The 18,946-nt window shown below is 73.9% G+C and carries 14 protein-coding genes; all 14 read right to left on the minus strand.

Features of this window, described 5'->3' with window-relative positions; all coding sequences use genetic code 11:
* Positions 1-10: 10 nt before the first annotated feature.
* Positions 11-1,696, minus strand: coding sequence for a type VII secretion protein EccE (gene eccE, locus ACFO0B_RS13795; RefSeq protein WP_378612796.1), 1,686 nt, complete (start codon positions 1,694-1,696; stop codon positions 11-13).
* A 26-nt stretch (positions 1,697-1,722) separates the two neighbouring features.
* The gene (mycP, locus tag ACFO0B_RS13800) at positions 1,723-3,120 is read right to left on the minus strand and encodes a type VII secretion-associated serine protease mycosin (RefSeq protein ID WP_378612797.1); all 1,398 of its coding nucleotides are present in this window, start codon (positions 3,118-3,120) and stop codon (positions 1,723-1,725) included.
* Complete coding sequence (eccD, locus tag ACFO0B_RS13805) at positions 3,120-4,634, minus strand: type VII secretion integral membrane protein EccD (protein ID WP_378612798.1); 1,515 nt, start codon at positions 4,632-4,634, stop codon at positions 3,120-3,122. The genes mycP and eccD overlap by 1 nt, the downstream gene beginning before the upstream one ends.
* On the minus strand, positions 4,631-6,370 hold the full coding sequence (locus tag ACFO0B_RS13810) for a nucleotide-binding protein (protein WP_378612799.1): 1,740 nt from the start codon (positions 6,368-6,370) through the stop codon (positions 4,631-4,633). Before ACFO0B_RS13810 ends, eccD begins: the two co-directional genes overlap by 4 nt.
* Positions 6,371-6,384: 14 nt before the next feature.
* Entirely contained in the window at positions 6,385-7,215 is an 831-nt protein-coding gene (locus ACFO0B_RS13815) for an ESX secretion-associated protein EspG (RefSeq protein ID WP_378612800.1), read from the minus strand.
* Positions 7,216-7,236: 21 nt separating this feature from the next.
* The gene (locus ACFO0B_RS13820; RefSeq protein ID WP_378612801.1) at positions 7,237-7,545 is read right to left on the minus strand and encodes a WXG100 family type VII secretion target; all 309 of its coding nucleotides are present in this window, start codon (positions 7,543-7,545) and stop codon (positions 7,237-7,239) included.
* A gap of 51 nt (positions 7,546-7,596) precedes the next feature.
* Complete coding sequence (locus tag ACFO0B_RS13825) at positions 7,597-7,962, minus strand: WXG100 family type VII secretion target (RefSeq protein ID WP_378612802.1); 366 nt, start codon at positions 7,960-7,962, stop codon at positions 7,597-7,599.
* Positions 7,963-7,977: 15 nt separating this feature from the next.
* Positions 7,978-9,312, minus strand: a complete 1,335-nt coding sequence (locus ACFO0B_RS13830; protein ID WP_378612803.1) for a PPE family protein — start codon at positions 9,310-9,312, stop codon at positions 7,978-7,980.
* A 33-nt stretch (positions 9,313-9,345) separates the two neighbouring features.
* The gene (locus tag ACFO0B_RS13835; RefSeq protein WP_378612804.1) at positions 9,346-9,672 is read right to left on the minus strand and encodes a hypothetical protein; all 327 of its coding nucleotides are present in this window, start codon (positions 9,670-9,672) and stop codon (positions 9,346-9,348) included.
* A gap of 99 nt (positions 9,673-9,771) precedes the next feature.
* Positions 9,772-13,788, minus strand: a complete 4,017-nt coding sequence (gene eccCa / locus ACFO0B_RS13840; protein WP_378612805.1) for a type VII secretion protein EccCa — start codon at positions 13,786-13,788, stop codon at positions 9,772-9,774.
* Positions 13,785-15,338: a type VII secretion protein EccB gene (eccB, locus tag ACFO0B_RS13845; RefSeq protein WP_378612806.1), complete on the minus strand. Its 1,554-nt coding sequence runs from the start codon at positions 15,336-15,338 to the stop codon at positions 13,785-13,787. The genes eccCa and eccB overlap by 4 nt, the downstream gene beginning before the upstream one ends.
* 32 nt (positions 15,339-15,370) lie before the next feature.
* Positions 15,371-17,131, minus strand: a complete 1,761-nt coding sequence (gene eccA, locus ACFO0B_RS13850; RefSeq protein ID WP_378612807.1) for a type VII secretion AAA-ATPase EccA — start codon at positions 17,129-17,131, stop codon at positions 15,371-15,373.
* Between the two features lie 328 nt (positions 17,132-17,459).
* Positions 17,460-17,912 carry a hypothetical protein gene (locus ACFO0B_RS13855; RefSeq protein WP_378612808.1) on the minus strand — a complete coding sequence of 151 codons (453 nt, stop codon included), beginning with the start codon at positions 17,910-17,912 and terminating at the stop codon, positions 17,460-17,462.
* The gene (locus tag ACFO0B_RS13860) at positions 17,893-18,918 is read right to left on the minus strand and encodes a C40 family peptidase (protein WP_378612809.1); all 1,026 of its coding nucleotides are present in this window, start codon (positions 18,916-18,918) and stop codon (positions 17,893-17,895) included. The genes ACFO0B_RS13855 and ACFO0B_RS13860 overlap by 20 nt, the downstream gene beginning before the upstream one ends.
* Positions 18,919-18,946 lie beyond the last annotated feature (28 nt).

Consider the following 18,946-nt stretch of genomic DNA (forward strand, 5'->3'; position numbering starts at 1 on the left):
GCGCACCTCGTCAGCTCACGCGACGTCCGCCGGTCGGCGGAATCGCTCGGGGGACAGTGGAACCGGCGGGCGCGCTCGGTGTGCGCGGGCCGTCGGCGGGATCGACGTAGCGGGTTTCGCCGCGTGGTTCGATGAGCTCGACCCGCACTGTACGCATGGGAATGCTCACGTCCACCGCGGTCGCGCCGACCTGGGTGATGGCCAGGTCGGCCGAGCGCTGGCGCGGGCCGCCCAGCTCGTTGATCGTCACGGTGGTCGGTGCCTCGGAGCCGTGCGGCGGGAGCTGGTCGAAGACCGCGATGGTCGCCGGCGGCTCCCGGGGCGAATCCGGTTCGGCCGCATAGGTGTCGACCAGCCGCAGCGAGCGGTCGTCGCCCACCGCGGCGACCAGCTGCTGCCAGCTCTGCGGCCGCGCGGTATGCACCTCGATGTCGGCGCCGACGACCATGGCGCGCAGCACGATCTGCTGCGCCACCGGCAGCACGGCGTGCACGTCGACGGCCCGGCGGCGCGGGTTGTAGCGGGCGGGGTCGAAGAGCGGGAGTGCCAGGCTGTGCCGCGGCTGCCCGCTGATCGCCCCCAGGATCTGGCCGTTCGGCCCGATCGGCAGCGCGAGCCGGGCCACCAGCTCGGCCGGGGCGATATCGGCGCCGGACTCCGCGCCGCGCAGCCGGCCAACCGCGACCACGCCGGGCAGCGAGGCGAGCAGCGCGGCGGACTGTGCGCCGCCGAGCGGGCGCAGGTACTCCGGCACCGCGCTGGAGACCGGCGGGCCGACGTAGCGCACCAGCGCGCGCGGGCCCGCCGCCGCCGCGGAGAGCCCGATGACGAGGGTGGTGTGGCCGCGGCTCCAGGACCAGCAGTCGTCCAGCCCGGTCTCGCCGAGCCGGGGCCAGTCGATGGCGAAGCTGGTCACGCTGCGTCCCGGTACCGACGACTCGAGCTGCCGCCAGGTCTCGCGCAGCTCGTCCAGCTCGACCCCGGCGTGCAGCGACCGGATCGCCTCGCGCAGCGCGCCCGCGGGCAGCGCGTGCGCCGCGATCCCGCGCTCGCGCAGCCGGTTCGCGATCCGGTGCGCCGCGGTGGCCAGCGCCTGCGGCCCGGTCACCTCGACCGGGCCGCGCCGCGCCAGCGCGACCAGGTCGCGCCGCTGGTCGAGCCGGACGACCAGCCAGGTGCGGCGGTCGCCGACCACCGGGTGGGTGCCGATCAGCTGGTCGTAGAGCATGCTGTAGCCGCCGTCGGCGCGGACCCGGCGCCCGGTGGTGACGACGTCGATGTCGACCCCGACACCGAACTGGTCGAGCATCGGGTACAGCTCGGCGATCCCGATGGTGTCCTCGGTGTAGAGCGACGCCTCGGTGACCACGGTCGGCAGATCCAGGTTCGGGGCGAGCTGGATCATGGCGACCAGCACGCCGTCCCGCCCACCGATCCCGCAGACGCCCGCGGGCACCGCGACGTCGGTGATCGGCAGCGGCGCGGCGCGGGCCGCCGCCCTGGCCGCGTAGCCGGCGCGGTAGGCGATCCGGTCGAGCAGGATGCGCACCCCGGTGCGGCCGCCGACCCGCACGGTCACCAGGACCAGCAGCGCACCGCAGACCAGCGCGACCACCCACCACGGGGTGTGCGCCGAGAGCAGGACCACCGGGGGTCCGCCCGCGATCACGATCGCGGCGAAGGGAACACGCTCCACACCTCCGATCCGCAGCGATGGGAAGCTCACCGGCGCCTCCGGCGCACCGCGCTCGCGCCCGCCGCGCCGCCGACCCCGAGCAGCACCGCGGCCAGCACCACCACCGTCGCGGCGACCGCGGGCACCGGGTCCGCCGGGCGCGGCGGCACCGGCATGGTGAACGGGGTGCCGCGGAACAGCCCGGCGGGCGGCCGCGGCGGGCTCCGGTACCCGAGCGCGGCCACCGGGTCGATCAGCCCGGCGCCGACGGCGTTGTCGATGCCGCGGGCGGGCGCGTGCGCGCTCGCCGTCAGCCGTGCCGCGATCTCGGCGGGGGTCTCGTTCGGGAAGCGCGAGCGCAGCAGCGCCGCGACTCCGCTCACGTAGGCCGCGGCGAACGAGGCGCCGCCGACCGGCACCAGCTTGTCCGGCGAGCCGACGCCGTTGACCAGGCCGCTGCCGCCGGGGCCGAGCGACTCCACCCCGGTGCCGGGCGCGGCCACCGAGACCCACGGCCCGGCGAGCGAATCCGGCATGGGCACGCCGGTCGCGGTGGTGAAGCCGACGGTCAGCACGGTGGGGGCGAACCAGCCGGGGGTGGCGATGGTGCGCACCTTCTCCCAGTTGCGCGGGTCGCCGGGGCGGGCCGGGTCGATGGCGGGGTTCTGCTCCTGGCAGCCGGTGCTGCCGGTGTTCCCCGCGCCCGCCACGATCAGCGCGCCGCGCACGTGCACGGCGTGCCCGATCGCCGCCGAGAGCATGGCCTGGTCGAGCTGCTGCTCCACCGGCATGCAGATCGGCAGCGACACGGTGATCACGCCGGCGCCCTGGTTCGCCGCCCTGGTGATGGCCCTCGCCAGCGTCCTGATCTCGGCGGCGGCGCGCTGGGCCTGGTCGAGGCTGCCGCCGTCCGGCACGAAGGCGCCGGAGTGGTGCCGGATGGAGATGATCCGCGCATCCGGGGCGACGCCGGTCAGCCCGTCCGCCGGGTCGTCGGCGGCGCCGATGATCCCGGCGACCAGGGTGCCGTGCGCGTCGCAGTCGGAGAGGCCGTCGCCGCCGGGGGTCACGTAGTCGCCGCCGCCGATCAGGTTGGGCAGCCGTGGCTGCGGTTGCACGCCGGTGTCGATCACCGCGACGGTGACCCCGGCGCCGCGGCTCAGCGCCCGCGCGCGGTCCAGGTCGAGCGCCTCCTCCGGCGGCGGGGTCCTGGTCAGGTCGCTGTCCGGCAACACGCCCGCGGCCAGGCAGCCCTTGTCCTGCTTGACCGGGAACTCCGGGCCGGGCGGGTCGTCGGCGGGCGGGGAGCCGATCACCACCTCCGGTGGCGCCAGCGCGCCCGCGGGCGCGGCGGTGGTCGCGAGCACGCTCGCCGCGAGCACGGCCAGCGCTCCCCTGCCGGCCCGGCTCGCCAGCGTACGACCGCGGCGCCCGGTCGGCCGCATCAGAGACTCCGCATGGCGGTGTAGATGCCCATGATCCAGCAGGCGATCACCGGGACGACCAGGATCAGCGCGTACTCCAGCAGGTCGATCATCCGCCGGGTGACCGGCGAGAGCCGCCTGCCGGGCAACCGCAGCGCGGCCACGCACCCGGCGCAGGCGAGCAGCGTGACCACGACGGCGACCACCAGGTCGGCGCCGGGCGTGCGGTAGGTGGCGGCGAGCTGGATGCCGGTCGCGGCCACCACCGCCGTCGCCGCGGTGAGCAGCGCGATCGCCTGCACCCGGTCCGGGAACCAGCGCGAGCGCAGCGCCAGGATGCCTGCGACGGCCGCGGCGAGCACCAGCTCCCTGATCCCGCCCGGCGCGGCCGCTGCGGTGCAGACCACCGCGGTGGCGAGCACCGCGGAGACGGCCGCGATCAGGCCGCGCAGGCTGGTGACCGCGAGCCGGGCCCGCGCCTCGATCCCCGGCTCGGCGGTCGCGCGCGGGCGGTCGCCGTCCTCGACGGCGCGGCCGGTCTCGGCGTCGAACAGGTCGGTGAGCGTGGTCGGCGCCACCTCGGTGCCCGGGTCGGGCAGGTCCGGCGGGCGGATCCGGGCGATCACGACGGCGAGCCGGGGCGCGGCGGTCAGCAGCACGATGCCTGCGAAGGCAGCGCCCGCGCTCACCTGGGCCACGGAGAGGTTCAGGTAGGTCAGCGGCAGTGCCGCGCAGGCGAGCACCGCGCCCGCGACGGTGATCGCCGTGAGCGCGGCGGTGCCGATGCCGGTGAGCCGCAGCATGGTTGCCGCGGCCACCGCGGCCACCACCGCGCCCGCCGCGAGATTGGCGGCGGCGAACGGGCCGGGCTCACCGTAGGCGGGCGGCACCAGCATGGCGCCGCCGGCGAAGAGCAGCGGGACCGAGGCGAGGGTCAGCCCGAGCGGGAGCCGCGGCGGGGCCGCCCGGCGGAACGCGAGCACGGCGCCGCCCCAGCAGGCCAGCCCGAGCAGCAGCGCGGGCAGCGCGCACCACCAGAGCGACCCGGAGGCGAACCAGGAGCGCGCGAGCAGCGTCGCCACCGCGGTCGCGCCCGCGCCGAGCGCGGCCAGCCCGACGACCGTCGCGGTGCCGGGGTCGAACTCGGCGAACTCGCGCTCGTTGATCTGCGCGAGCGCGTCGGTGATGTCCTCCACCACCGGGGTGAAGATCTCGGTGGACTCGATCGCCGCGAGCATGAGCACAGTGCCGTCGGCGATGTCGTGGTCGGCCAGGCTGCGCCAGCGCGGCATCGGCGGCTCGCCCGGCCTGGCCAGGCTCCACTGCCCCTGCGGCGGAACGAAATCCACGTTTTCGTCGTCGATGGCGGCGGCCAGCACGGCGAGCAGGTCGTCGATGAAGGTCTCGATGGTGAACCTGGTCGGTACCACCACGTCGACCTGGTAGGTCGCGACCAGCACCGCGATCCGGGCGCGGGCGACCTCGGCCGACGCCTGCGCGGCAACGGGGGCGGGCGGCGCGACAGCCGTGCTCATCGCCACCCGCCCTGGTGGCCGGGGAAGCCGTCGGCCAGCTCGGCGGCGAGCTCCTCGAAGGCGGCGGCGGTCTCGCCGTTCAGCAGCCGCAGGTCGATCTCGCCGCCCTCGGCCAGGTGCGCGTCGTAGGGCAGCACCCGGGTGGGGCGCTGCGCGGTCGCGAAGAGCTGCTCGATGGCCTCCACCTCGACGGTCGGCTTGGCGGGTTGGTGGTGCACGATCGCGACGATCGAGCTCGCGACCAGGCGGCCGAGGCCGTGCGAGCCGAGCCAGTTCAGGGTGGCGACGGCGCCGGTGACGCCGCCGACGGTGGCCGGGGTGACCACGACGACGGCGTCGCTGGCGCGCAGCACGGTGGCCGAGGCGGAGTCGAGCACGCCGGTGCCGCAATCCACGAGCAGCAGGTTGAAGTGCCTGCGCAGGACCTCGACGGCGGTCGTGTACTCGGGGCCGGAGAGCGGCTCGGTGGCATCGGTCGTCCACGGCGAGGCGAGGACGGCGAGGTCGGCGGTGTTGATCGAGGTGAAGGACTGCACCGCGGAGAAGGCGTCCAGGTCGGGGGCCTGGGCCAGGTCGCGCAGGGTGAGGCCGTAGGGGTGGCGGCTGGTGCGGGTGGCGAGGTCGCCGAAGTCGGGGTTGGCGTCGATGGCGACGACCCGGTCCGGGCGTAGCGCGGCGAAGGTGGAGCCGAGCGCGGCCGCGGCGGTGGTGCGGCCGACGCCGCCCTTCACGCTCACCACGGCGATCTGGTACGTGGAGGTGAGCTGGCGGCGGATGCGCGCGCGGCGCTCCTCGATCCGCTGCTCGGCCGGGGAGAGGCCGAGTTTGAAGCCGACCTTGTTCAGCGCGCCGCGCATGCCGGTGGTGGAGCGGAGCTTGGCGCGGTTCGCGGCGGCGATGTCGGCGAGCAGGTCCATCGAGGTGAGCGTCGCCGGCAGCACCTCGATCCGCTGCGCCGGTTCGGCCGCGCGGTCGTAGCGCTCCGGGACCAGCGGGCTCGGCTCCGCCACGCCGTACTCCGCGCGCCTGCGGGCCGCGGTCTGCGCCCGGGAGGGCGCGGTGTACCGCCGGATCTCGGCGCGCGATTCGCCGGAATCCTGGTACGCGCGGGCGGGTTCGATCACGATCGACGGCTCGGGGGGCGGGGCCCACGAGGTCGGCTCCGGCGCGTCGAACCCGGCCGGTGGGCGCGGCGTATCGACGCCGGAGCCCAGTGCGCCGCGCGGCCCGTCGTGGCCGGAATCCCCCGCCGCACGCGGCCCGGCGTAACCGGAATCCGCCGCGGTTCGCGGCCCGTCGTGGCTGGAGTCCGCTGCGGTTCGCGGCCCGGCGTGGCCGGAGTCCGCTGCGGTTCGCGGCCCGGCGTGGCCGGAATCCGTTGCGGTTCGCGGCCCGTCGTGGCCCGAGTCGGCTGCGGTGCGGGTCCCGGCCACGCCGGAGTCGGCTGCGGTGCGGGTGCCGTCGTGGCCGGCGGCCGGTTCCCGGCTCGGTCCGTCGGCGCCGGGAGCCGAGGTCTCCGGGACCTGCGGCGCGGAGGGCGGGGCGGCCGCGCCGGACTGCGCGAGCAGCCGGGCGGCGTCCGGCACCTGGAAGGGCTCGGCGGGCACCGGCGCGGCCGGGCCGCCCGTCTCCGCCCGGAGCGGGGCGGCCGGCGCCACGTCCGGTTGCGCGAAGTACGCGTCGTAGCCGCCGAGCGGCCGGACCGACTCGGTCGAACGGCCATTGGTGCTCGGCATCCGATTCCTCTCTCTCACTGAATCCGGCTGGTGTCGAACCAGCTCCGCCCGGGCAGCAGCTCCAGCAGCGCCGCCACCCCCGCGTGCACCGCCGCGTCGTCGCCGGGTGCGAAGGTGGAGCTGACGCGCCCGTCCAGCGTCGGGTGCGGAACGACGACGAGCCGCCCGGAGACGGTGTCCAGCACGCTCAGGCACACCTCGGTCTCGACCGACCCGCCGTCCCGGTGCTGCACCGCGACGATCTCGGCCCGGCGCACCACCTCGTCCAGCACCCGGGTCAGCACCCCGGCGCTGTGCGGGTTCGCGCCCAGCGCGAGCAGCGCCGCCCGCCGCTCGACCGGGTCGCCCGGCACCGCCTCGAACTCCGCCAGGTCGGCGCTGACCGGCTCGAACCGCACCGCGGGCAGGTACCCGAGCGCCGCGGTCAGCGCCGCGGTGACGTTCCGCAGCTCCCGCCCGCCCTGGAACACCGGCTGGATGACGATGCTGTCCTCGCAGCGCAGCGCGAGCACGTGCTCCCGCGCGCTGCGCACCAGCGAGAACCGCAGCATGGTCCGGTCGCCGCCGCTCCGGCCGGTGTCCACGATCCGCGCCACCAGCTCGACGTCGGGCCGGTGCAGGCAGTGCAGCCAGCGCTCGACCACCGGGTGCACGGCGCCGCCGGCCAGGATGCCGAGCTCGCCGAGCTCGGCCGCGACGGCGACGCGCACCCGGTGCCGGTCGTCCAGGTCGTAGATGTTCGGGAGCACGGCCAGCACCGGAGGGTAGGACTCGATGCCGGCCAGCTCCTGCAGCAGCAGCGCCGCGTCGACGTTCAACTCGACCGCGACGGGGTCGCTCTCCACGAACGAATGCCGATCCGCGAGCTACACGCCCAGGAAGCGGTTGCCCTGGGCGATATCGGTCTCGTGGTGGATACCGCCGGTGTTGACGTTCTGCACCAGCTTGGCCTTGACGTTGTTCACGCTGCCGTCGTAGGCGGTCAGCTTGCTGTCGAAGTTCGCCATGACCGTTTCGTAGCCGGTGCCGCCGGAGCCCTGGAACTCCTGCAGCAGTTGCTGGTAGATCTTCCGCAGGTTCGCGGTGTTGGTCTCCATGGCCGCGACCAGGGAGCCGACATTGCCGGTGGCCGCGTCCGCGGCGCTGAAATTGACGTGGATTGGCTTACCGCTCATCGGTTCGCCGCCTTTCTCGTGATCGGTCTTCGATGGCCGGGAACGCGCCGGTCAGAAATTCATGTTGAGCTTGGAGCCGCCGCCGAAACCGGCGCCGGTGTCGAGCTTTCCGTCAGTGCCGAGGTCGCGGTAGAACTGTCCCGCGGAGTCGAGATCCGCGGCGTCGAAGTTGGCGCCGACGGCGGTCATCGCGTCGACGATCTCCTGCAGCGTCCCGGCCAGCGCCTTGCCCGAGGTGTACGCCTGGCTCATGGCCTGGTAGATGGCGTCACCGGTCTGGCCCTGCACGGCGGCATAGAGTTCGTCCTGCGCACCGGACAGCCCCTTCAGGTGGCTCTCCAGCTCACCGAGCCCGGCGGCGGTCTTTCCCGCCGACGCCTGGATCGATTCGGGGCTGACATTCATCAAGGTTGCCACTGTGGTTCCTCTCCTCTAGTGGTCGTAGGCCGATTCGAGAACGCCGACCTCGTACTGCCGGTCGGTGGCGAAGCGGTCCTCCCGCTGGTCCTCGTCGTACTCGATGACGCCGAAGACCGGCATCTCCTCCAGCAGCGGCACACCCGGATCGCCACCGGGCACATAGACGGCGACATCGCCGTCCCGCTCCTCGTCCCGGCGCCGGCGCATGGTCGCCCGCGGCGCGGTCACCCCGCGCGGCGCCTGCCTGCTCACCGGGGCCGCCGACGGCGCGCTCGGCGCGGCGCCGAAGGCCGTGCCCGCACCCGGGGTCCAGGTGCGCGGCATCCGGAAGCCGGTGGCGGAGCCGGCCAGCGCGCCGAGCCCGCCGGTGATCAGCCCGAGCCCGCCCGCGGTGGCGAGCGCGCCGCCGTTCAGCGCGGCGAGGGTGCTGGAGTACGGCGAGGTGCCGAGGAAGCCGTGCTGGTCGATGACCTCGCCGCCGCCGGACGTCGCGTCCGCCAGCGAGTCGGGCAGCCCGGCGCCCGCGCGCTGCACGTCGCCGAGCGCCTGCGCCGGATCACCCGGCGACCGCGGCGGTTCGGCGGGCGGGTTCGTGATGTCGGTGCCGGGGTTGCCGCCCGGGTCGGCCGGCTGGGTGACGTCCTTCGGCCCGGTGTCGCCGCCGCCGTTGTCGCCGCCGCCGCTGTCACCGCCGCCGCCCCCGGTGTCGGCGAGCTTCTCGAGGCGGACGCCGGTGTCGTCCGCCCCGCCGACGTCCTCGCCCGCCAGCTCGCCGAAGGTCTGCACCGCGTCGTACCCGGTGCCGAGCGTGGTGATCGGCGGCGGCGGCACCGGCGGCTGCAGTCCGGCGGTAGCGCCGAGCGCGGCGCCCGCGTAGGTGTTCATCGTCGCGGACGCGGCGAACCACATCGCCATGTACACCGCCTCGTTCACCGCCATGGCGAGGGTGTTCTGCCCCATCGAGTTGCTGGCGGCGAGAGTGGCCGAGGCCGCGCGGTTGGCCAGGATCGCCTCCAGCGACGGCATGGTCGCGTAGGCCGCCGCGCAGGCCGTCGCCACCCCCGACGCGCTCGCCGCGGCCTGCGCCGCGACCTGCGCCTGCTGCTGCAGCCAGTTCCCGTAGTTGCGGAAGGCGCCCTGCGCCCGGCTCGCGGCCGGGCCGCGCCAGGTCGTCTCCAGCGCGCCCATCGCAGCGGCGGACTCGGCCGCCATGGTCATCAGCGCGAGCGCGACGTTCGCGTAGCAGTCCGCCACCACCGCCATCGGGGCGGGGCCGGGTCCGAGCCTCAGCCTGGCGGAGTTGACCTCGGGCGGCATCGCGCCGAAATCGAACAGTACTGCGGGCATGACGCCTCCGATTCCTTCCGAGCTCGGATCGGGCTACTTCCCGAAGCGCGCGCCTGCGGCGGCGGTCGACACGCCACCCGCGATATCGGTGGTCTCGTACCCGGCGCTCACGGCGGGCAGCACCTGGTGGCCGTCGCGCAGATAGGTGGCGCCGCCCTCGTTGCAGCCGGCGAACGGGGTCTCGAATGCCTGGAAGACCAGCCCGCAGAACTGCATGACCGGTTCCGGGGTGTTGGTGACGGCGAGCGTGGTCGTGGTGGCCTCGTGCGTCGCTTTCAGCGCGGCGCTGAGCGCGGCTTCGGCGGCGGCGAGATTACCGCTGGTCACGACGAGATGTTCCGGAGTTACGTCGACAGTCATGGAAACTCCTAGTGAAGCGGGGGTGTCGACCCGTACCGGGCGGTACAAACAAAACGTTAAGCCATTCCCAACGGTGGGAATCCCCGCGAAAAACGGGGCTCAGCCCGACGATTCGTCCGGCGGAATCCACGCGGACTGCACGAGGTCCTTCCGGGAATGCAGCGGCTCCACCAGAATTCCGCGGCCGACGGGTTGTTTGGTCGCCTTCACGTCGCCGACCAGAATGCCGTCCAGTTTCGAGCCGTCCATGATGAATCCGGAGGAGTTCAGATTCTTCATCTGGCCGAGCACGCTGTCGTACATCGCGGTGTCGGCCTGCGCGATATTGCGCGCGACCACGACGTGCAATCCGGTGTCGCGGCCGTCGACGATGAGATCCTTCAGCGGCTCCAGGGGATTTCGCGCGCCGCGCTGCGCGACCATGTGGTAGTCGTCCACCACGACGAAGATCTCCGGCCCGCTCCACCACGAGCGCTCCCTGAGTTGCTGCGAGGTGACGCCGTCCGGGGCGCGGCGGGCGCGCATCCGCTCGGCGAAGGCGGGCAGGTTCTCGACCGCGTCGCGCTCGCTGGTCAGGTAGCCGACCAGCTGCTCCTCCGGCAGCGCGTCCATGTGCTGCCTGCGGTAGTCGACCAGCAGCACCCTGGCCTGCGCGGGGTCGAAGCGTTCCCGGATCGAGGCGAGCAGCGCGCCGAGCACCGTCGACTTCCCCGACCCGGAGGAGCCGAGCACGATCAGGTGCGTCGAGACGCCGAAATCGATGGTGGCGGCGGCGAGGTCGGACTCCCGGATGCCGAAGGGCACCCGCAGCCGCTCGGCCGGGGTGGCGGGCGCGGGCAGCCCGGCCCCGATCTCGGCCAGCGTGACCCGCGCGGGCAGCAGCTTGACCTCGGGTGCGTGCCGCTCCCGGTACTGCGCGCCGAGCCGGTCGACCGCGGCGGCCAGCCCGGCGCCCGCGGTCTCGACGTCGCCGGAGCCGTCCACCCGGGGCAGCGCGACCAGCATGTGCAGCCCGTCGGCGGTGATACCGCGGCCGGGCCGCTCGGCGGGCACCGCGGCGACCGCGGCGCGGTGATTGCCGAACACGGTGTCGGTGAGGTCGCCCAGGCGCAGCTCGATCCTGGTCTGCAGCAGGTCCTTGACGGCGGGGCGGATCGCGACCCAGCGCGAGCTGCTCACCATGAGGTGCACGCCGAAGTTGAGCCCCTGCAGCGCGATCGATTCCATCAGCGGCAGGTACTCGTCGAAGTACGGGCCGTTCACCGCGAAGCCGATGTCCCAGCCGTCCACCACGACGAAGACGTCGCCGTGCCGGTCGCCGCGGGCGGCGAGCTCGGCCGCGCCCGCCGCGGTGCCGCGGCGCCTGCGGAACTCGCGCATGGAGTCGATGCCGAGCTCGGCGAAGAGCGCCTGCCTGCTCGCGATCAGAGTGGTGAGCAGCGCGAAGGTGCGCCGGATCCGGTCGCCGTCGCGGGAGGAGGCGATCGAGCCGACGTGCGGCAGCCTGCGCAGCCCGGCGAGCCCGCCGGAGAAGTCGAGGCAGTAGAACTGCGCCTGCTCCGGGGTGTGCGTCAGCGCCGCGGAGAGCACGAGCGTCTGCAGCGTGGTCGACTTGCCGGACTGCGGCCCGCCGACGACGGCGACGTGCCCGCCCGCGCCGGCCAGATCGACCGACCAGATGTCCTGGCGCTGCTGGCGCGGCCGGTCGACCAGCGCGACCGGCAGCTGCAGCGCGCCCGGCCGCACCGTCGGGACCATGCGGTCCAGGGTCGGCGGGACCAGCAGCGGCGGCAGCCACATGGCGTGCGCCCGCCTGCCGTGCCCGGCCAGCTGCTGCAGCGCCGTCTCCATCACGGTCACCGGGTCGGCGCCGGACTCCGGCTCCGGCGCGATGGGTTCCGGCTCGACGACCGGGGGGCGGTGCTCGGCGATCACCCCGGAGACGAAGAGCTGCGGCGGCCGGTAGCCGCCGCCCGCCCGCCGCACCCGCTGCGCGCCCGCCGCGCTCTGCACCGGTGCCACGTACGGCGCGCCGACGTAGGCGGCCTGGAAGCGCTGCAGCTCCCCCGCCCCGACCCGCAGGTACCCGGCGCCCGGCTTCTTCGGCAGGTGGTAGGCGTCGGCGGTGCCGATGGCGTCGCGGGAATCGCTGGTCTGGTTGGTGCGCAGCGCGATCCGGTACGACAGGTGCGCCTCCAGCTCGCCCATCCGGTTGGCGGGCACCTTCTGCGAGGCGAGCAGCAGGTGGATCCGGAGCGAGCGGCCGAGCCTGCCGATCGCGACGAACAGCTTGGCGAAGCCCGGGTACTGCTCCAGCAGCTCGGCGAACTCGTCGAGGATGATCAGCAGCGTCGGCAGCGGGGCCAGCTCGGCGCCCTGCTCCCTGGCCCGTTCGTAATCGGCGACGCTGGCGAAGTTGCCCGCGTCGCGCAGGATGCGCTGGCGGCGGGCCATCTCGCCGTTGATCACGTCCTCCATGCGGGTGACGAGATCGGCCTCCTCCTCCATGTTGGTGACCACCGCGGTGACGTGCGAGAGCCGGTCGAAGCCGAGGAAGGTGGCGCCGCCCTTGAAATCGACGAGCAGCAGGTTGAGCAGGTCCGGCGGGTGCGTCGCGACGGCCGAGAGGACCAGTGTGCGGAGGAATTCCGACTTGCCGGAACCGGTGGCCCCGATGCACATGCCGTGCGGCCCCATCCCCTCCTCGGCGGACTCCTTGATGTCCAGGTGCACGATCCCGCCCGCGGGGTCGTGGCCGAAGGGGATGTTCAGCCGGGTGCGGTCGGCGTCCCGGCGCTGCGGCCACTGCCGCGCCACCCGGATGTCGCCGGGGTCGGCGATCCCGACCAGCTCCTCCCAGCTGGTCCCGGTGCCCGCCTGCTCGGCGGCGACCGCCTCGACCACGGTGGTCAACCGGTACGGCGAGAGGGTGCGGGCCAGCGCGCGCACCGCGGGCGCCGACATGGTGTCGGCGATGCCGACCGGGCGCGGCCCGCGCGCGCTCAGCTCGCGCAGCGCGCCGTCGGCGGCGACGGTGAAGCGCAGCGCGCGCGGCAGGTACTGCTCGGCGGCGCCGATCCGGATCCAGGTGCAGCCGTCGATGCCGGAGATGTCCCGGTCGGTGGCGGCGCCCGCGGTCTCCACCAGCAGCAGGTAGTGCCGGCGGTCAAGCGTGGGCTGGGAGTTGGCGGAGAACGGGCCGCGGTTCAGCCCGGCGAGGACCTTGGCGCGCAGTTCGCTCACGGTCCGGTAGATCATCCGGCCGGGCCCGATGGCGTCGGTGTCGGCCGGGTGCTGGGTGTGCGGCAGCCACTTGAGCCAGGCCCACTGCTCGGCGTCCGGGTCGGTGAGGACGGCGGCCACCGCGACCTGATCCGGGCCGTGCAGCACGACGGCCTCGGCGATCATGGCCCTGACCAGCCCGGCCACTGCCTCCGGGTCGCCGTCCAGGCCGAGCTGCGGCGCGGAGAGCAGGTTGATCGCGACCGGCATCCCGCCGACCGTCGAGTACGCCTTGGCGAACCGGGTCAGCTCCACCACGCCGACCGGGTCCAGGTCCGAGGTGGGCGCCGCCTCCGGCACGATCACCCGCACCTGGTTGGCGATCCGGCCGCGCCCCACCCGCACCCGCAGGAACTGCGGGTGCGCCACCTGCACCTCCCACATCCGCTTGCCGCCGATCAGCCTGGTCAGCGCGGCGGGGCCGGGGTGGGTCCAGCGCAGGAACTCGAAGAGCTCGGCCTCGGAATCGTGCACCGTCCTGCGGTTGTCGGTGAGGCTGCGCAGGTAGTCCTTGCGCTCCTCGTTCAGGCTCGCCGCGCCGCCGGACGAGTTGCCCGCCATCGAGCCGCCCATCATGCCGAACATCGAGACCATCATCATGACCGGGAAGAGCATGGCCATCGGCGAGCTGCCGATGCCGCCGCCGCGGACCATGATCACGACCATGCCGCACATGGCCGCCACCATCACCACCGGCATGATCATCTTGAGCCGCGAGGGCGGCACCGGTTTCGGCAGCTCGGTGGGGGGCTGCAAGCGCAGTTCGGTCACCGCGGGCACCTTGGGCCCGCGCACCATCCGCGCGGGCCGCACGAAGCGGCGGGTCACCGTCACGACGGACCTCCGAAGCCGGCCACCAGCTGATCCGGTGGGATGCCGTCGTGCATGACGCGGGCGTCGCGCTGGGAGAGCGTCGGCCCGACGGCGAACAGCGAGACGATGTGCCAGGGCGCCGGCACCGGGGTGCGCAGCGCGAGCGCGGTCAGCGTGGGATCGGTGCCGCTGCCGGTGAGCGCGGCCTCGACCCCGTAGCGGACCCCGCTGTCCGAGATCCAGTACAGCGATTCGCGCAGCGGCGACCCGGTGTCGGCACCGGTCACCTGCACGAATCGGCCGGTGTCGCGGGGCAGGTGGGCGGCGTCGGCGGTGCTGCCGCCGGAGGCGGGCGCGGTCACCAGCGACACCGTGCGGCGCTGCTCCTCGGCGGAGAGCGGGAGCCCGGTGCCGACCAGGAGCTCGGTGACGGCGGCGGGGTCGCGGTCGGTGCGCGACCAGTGGTAGCAGCTCACCCCGATCCGCTCGGGGTCGACCAGCCGCACCGGCTTGGCCGGGTAGCTCGCGGTGCCGGGCCAGGTGCCCGGCCGCAGGTTGGCCGCGAGCACGTCCGGCCCGATCGTCCGCGCCGACGCGGCACCGTGCGCGTCGGCATTGCGGACGACGGCGGCCAGTAGCGCCGTCACCCGGACCAGGCCGTCCCTGGCGACCAGGTAGTACGCCGCGGGCTGGTCCGGCGCGGAGGTGGTGAGCACCGAGCCGACCGGGATGGTGAGCCCGGAGTTCAGCGTGACGACCTCGCCCGCCCCCGGCACGTCGGGCACGGTCAGCGGCGGCGCCTCGGGGATGGCGCCGATCAGCCCCTTCGAGACGGCGAGCACCGGCGCGGCGGCATCGATGCCGAGGGCGAGCGCGACCGCCGAGTTCTTCGGGTCGATGGCGGCGCGCACGACGCCGCGCTCGCCGTCGGTGTAGACCAGCCAGGTGGTGGTGTCGTCGCGGAACAGCCTGGCCTCGTCCGCGGCGAGCCCGCGCACCACGGTGCCGTCCACCGTGAGCGGGCCGCCGATCGCGGTGGTGTGCGGCGCGGAGAGCCGCGCCGTCGGCAGCCCGGTGCTCGGGTCGACCTGGGCGGTGGCGCCGCTGCGCGAGGTGTCGCAGACCGTCCAGGAGGAATCCCGCTCGGCGTTGTCGGCGATGGTGCCGGGAGCGCCGGGGATGCCGACCCAGGGGCCGCGCGGATACTTCGCCAGCTCGTCCTTCGAGACCGGGACCGGCTTGTCCGCCGAGCCGATGATCAGCCGCGCCGAGGTCAGGTTGAGCGCCGGGTGCAGCCGGTCGCCGATCCGGACGAAGAGCGCGCCGGAGTCCTTCTCGGAGACGATCTTCGCGTCCGCGACCTTCTTCGCGGGCTTGAAGAACGACAGCACCGCCGCGCCCGCGACCACCACGCAGGCCAGCGCGACCCCGATGGAGAGCGCGGTCGAGCGGCCGCGCTGCGGGTCGTCGATCATCGAGGCGTCCCGGCGCACCAGCGCGTGCTCGATGCGGCGCAGCAGGAACCGCCACCCGGAGATCTGATGCTTGGTCACCACCCGGAAGCGCGCCACCGCTCACTCCCCCCGCGGCGCCCGGCGCCGGTTCACGCCCGCGCCACCGGGGCGAGCCCCTCCAGCGCGCCGGCGACATCGAGTACGTCGATGGTCATCAGCTCCTCGTCGGTCATGGCGAGGACGTCGATATTGGTGCGGGTGAAGCGGTAGTCGCGCTCGGACTCGGCGGCCTCCACCACATTGCGCACGAAGCGGCCGTTGCCTGCCAGATCGATCAGCCTGCGGCCGTCCTTCCGGTTCGCGGCCAGGTGCGCGCAGCGCTCCCGGAGCGCCTCGCGCGCCTCGCCGGAGAGGATCGAATCCTTCTTGCGCGCGATGTGATCGGCGATCCGGACCAGCTCGTCCGCCTCGTAACTGGCGAACCGGATCCGCTTGGTGAAACGCGAGGCGAGCCCCTCGTTGGAGGCGAGGAAGCGGTCGATCTGGTCCTCGTACCCCGCGATGATGACGACCAGTTTGTCCCGGTCGTTCTCCATCCGGGCCAGCAGCGTGTCCACCGCCTCCTTGCCGAAGGCGTCGCCGCCGGAGAGCCCCTCCTGGATCAGCGTGTACGCCTCGTCGATGAAGAGCACCCCGCCGAGCGCGGAGTCGATGAGCGCGTTGGTCTTCGGCGCGGTGTGGCCGAGGTGGGTGCCGACCATGTCGTTGCGGGACACCTCGATCACGTCGGCGTTCTCCACCACGCCGAGCCCGGCGAAGATCTTCGCGATCACCCGCGCGATCGTGGTCTTGCCGGTGCCGGGCGGGCCGGAGAAGATCAGGTGCTGCGACCTGGAGTCGACCGCGAGCCCGCGCTCGGCCCGCACCTGGTCCATCAGCACGCCGGACTTGAGCCGCTCCACCTGCTCCTTCACCGAATCCATGCCGATCTGCGCCTGCAGCAGCTCGGAGGCCTCCGCGAGCAGTGTGTCGCGCTCGGCCTTGGCGGCCGAGGCGGCCGCCTCCGCCGGGTCGAGGCCGGAGGCCGGGTCCCAGACGTCGGTGCGCGAGGCGATGATCTCGGCGGTGGCGATCTCCAGCCGGAAGGCCTTGTCCTGCAGCGCCTGCTGCCACTCCGGGCGGTCCGGCCAGAGCGCCGAGCTGCGCAGCCCGCCGAGGACGCGATCGGCCTCCTCGTGGTCGCCGCTGTGCCGCAGCAGCATGCCGTGCAGGTAGTGCGCGTCGGCCCAGATGTAGGAGAGGTTGCCGGAGCGGCTGTCGTCGACGATGCGCTGGGCCCGGGAGAGCGCCTCGCCGGTGCGGCCGGTGTGCGCCAGCGCGGTCGCCGCCATGAGCTCGGCGGCGATGTCGAGCAGCCCGTCCTCCAGCACCGGGCGCGCGGTGCGCGCGGCGAGCACGTCCGGCCAGCGCTTGGTGCGGAAGTACAGCGACATCCGCACGAAGTCGGCGATGTCGTCGCTCGGGACGCTCTCCAGGATGGTGGCCGCCTCGGCCCACTCGCCGTCCGCGGCGTAGGAGCAGGCCTGCGCGATCGAGATCTGGTCGCGGTCGGCCATCGCCACCCGCAGCCCGTACATCCCGATCTCCACCTGGCACCACAGGGCGCGATCCACCAGCCCGGCACGCTGCTGATCGCGGTACAGGTTGTGCACCGAACGGAACGCGCCGTAGATCACCTCCGGGGTGACCTCGCCCGCCATCGCCCGGCCCAGCCAGGCATCGCACATATCCGGATCGAGATCGGTGGCCGCCCGGAACGCGGCCCTCGCATGCTGTTCATTGCGCGCCGCACCGGTGACCAGTCCCAGATTCTGAACCCCGGTGTAGAACGCGTCCTCGGCCGCTGACAACTCGGATTTCCCTTCCGCCGATCTCGCCTGCGAGAACGATAGGTTCCGGCAGGCGTCGACCGGCGCCGCGCGCTTCCCACGGGTGGGAAGCAGTTATATGACGTCTCATAGGTGTACGCCATTGCGTGTGCCGTTATTCAGGTGTAAGGTTTGCGGTGGATCGGTCAGACCCTCATCCTGCCGATCCGCACACCGGCGGTTACCGGTGACGCCGGCACGGCATCGGTAACCACCGGAACCCCTCTCAGGACGCGGGCGGATCCCGCTTCCGACCGCGGAGATCGGTGGTGTCGGACGCCACCGATCTCCGTCGGCGTTTCCGCGGGTTTCAGCCGCTCTCGTCGCGGGGGCGGGAGCGGTGCGCCGAGGGGACGGTGACGTTCGGTGCGGTGCGGTGGGTCCGCCAGGGGGTGCGGGGGCGTGGCCCGGCGGCGGGGGCTTCGACGTTCGCCGGGGTGCGCGGGGGTCTGCGCCAGGGTGTGTGGGTCGCACGGTTCCCCTCCGCTCCCCTCTCTTCGGGCGACAGCGCACCCGCGACCTGGCGCGCGCCCGTCTCGGATTCCGCGCCGACCCCGCGTCCGGTGAAGTCGAGCGCCGCGACCACTCCGGCGAGCGCCGACACCTGCCCGAGCAGCTCCTCCAGCAGCCGCACGCGGTATCGCACCGCGTCGACATCGAGGTGCCGCACCAGCGCCCGCACGTCGTCCTCGCCCAGCTCCGAGTACGGGACGCCGATGAGGTCGAGGAGGAAGGCGACCTCGCTAGACATCTCGATCGGCACGCCCGGCTCCCCCGGACGGCAGCACCCGGATGATGATCGCCTGGTCCGGCATGGACGTCCGCTTCACCTTCTCGCCCGGTGTCGGCGCCTCCACCACCGTGTTGCGGTCCACCGCCAGCTGCACGTGCTCCGGCCCGCGCGCGCTGAACGAATCCTTCGGGAACACCAGGTCGCCCGGTTGCACCTGGTCCATCGGCACCTGCCTGCCGCTGTAGATCTGGTCGTAGGTGGTGCGCGGCAGGATCACCTCGCCGCCGGAGGCCTGCGCGATGGCGTACTGGGTCAGCCCGGAGCAGTCGAAGCCGCCGCCGGTCGGCCCGCTCGCGCCGCCACCGCCCCACACGTAGTCCAGGCCGATCTGGCCGAAGGCCGCCTGCACGGCGGCGCTGCCCGCGGTGCCGTCGTCGCGGAACGTCCCCGGCGGGACCGGGTCCCGGCTGCGGCCCGCGCGGGTGGCGGTCCCGGTGCGGGAGCGCGCGCGGTGGCCCGAGCGCGCACGGCTGCGCCTGCGCCGCGCGGCGGGGGAGGCGCGGGTGAACTTCTGCAGCGGCACGTCCGGCGGCATGATCTGCGCCGCCTGCTTGCGTGCCGCGGCCACGTCGGCGTCGACCTGGCGCACGGCATTGGTGACGGTGGTGTGCGCGGCGTCGAGCAGCGCGGGGCCGGAGAACCTGGCCCCGCCGAGCGCGGCGAGCGCCTGCACCCGGCTGCGGAAGTCGGCGAGCTGGTCGGTCAGCCGGGAGCGGCCGTGCACGGTGCCGTCGCCGGACTCCCCGACCGCCCGGCCGACCACGCCGTCCCGCCTGCTGTGCGAATCGGCGATCGAGCTGCGCATTCCCTCGGCGTGCGAGTAGTCCGCCGCGGCGGCGCCTGCCACCGGGGGCGCCCCGGCCGTCACGGCGTAGGCGGGCCCGGCGGCCCGGTTCGCGTCGGGGCTGCCCGCGCCGTACAACTCGAGCATCGAGCGCAGCACACCGTCCACATCGCCGCTCAGCGTCGGTGCCATTCGACCGGCTCGCCCTCGCGCGGTGCGG

It is taken from the genome of Nocardia jiangsuensis, from assembly GCF_042650385.1.
Classification (GTDB): Bacteria; Actinomycetota; Actinomycetes; order Mycobacteriales; family Mycobacteriaceae; genus Nocardia; species Nocardia jiangsuensis.